This window comes from Rhodococcus sp. HM1 (assembly GCF_023218075.1).
Classification (GTDB): domain Bacteria; phylum Actinomycetota; class Actinomycetes; order Mycobacteriales; family Mycobacteriaceae; genus Rhodococcus.
In genome coordinates this window covers 1-479 of record NZ_JALPTB010000204.1, presented here as the reverse complement: position 1 = coordinate 479, position 479 = coordinate 1, and the positions used below count along the sequence as shown (strand labels likewise).

The 479-nt window shown below is 64.7% G+C and carries 1 rRNA gene and 1 pseudogene; one reads left to right on the top strand and one right to left on the bottom strand.

Annotated features, from left to right (window positions below):
- Positions 1 to 129: 129 nt before the first annotated feature.
- Positions 130 to 300 (top strand): annotated as a pseudogene (locus M1M07_RS32425) (flavodoxin family protein); the annotation flags it as partial.
- Between the two features lie 65 nt (positions 301 to 365).
- Here M1M07_RS32425 and rrf read toward each other — a convergent pair.
- Positions 366 to 479 (bottom strand): 5S ribosomal RNA (gene rrf, locus M1M07_RS32420); the annotation flags it as partial.

Here is a 479-nt window from a genome sequence, read left to right as displayed (position 1 = left end):
TCGGCGACCATCGCGATCAACGGCACCCGGCACACCTTCCCGCCGCAGGTCGATGCCGACCTGCAGGCCCTGCTCGACCGGATTTCGGGGTCCTGACTCACGCACTAACGAAATGAGCCAACTCGGGCGGGCGGGCCGGAGAACGACTTCACCAACCGCAACACCACTTTCATGACGTGGAACCTGCTGCACCTGGCGCGGCTGCTCAAGGACGCCGGCGGCATTCCAGCGCATGGGAACCAGCGCTCCGCCTGGGATGCGGGATGCCGCTTCGACTTCCCCAATCCCGACTACCGGTGACGTGGTGCATTCCCAGAAAAGCCGAAGACCCCCACCGGAATCGGTGGGGGTCTTCGGTAACGGGTGTTCGGCGGTGTCCTACTCTCCCACACCCTGTCGAGTGCAGTACCATCGGCGCAGACAGGCTTAGCTTCCGGGTTCGGAATGGGACCGGGCGTTTCCCTGTCGCTATGGCCGCC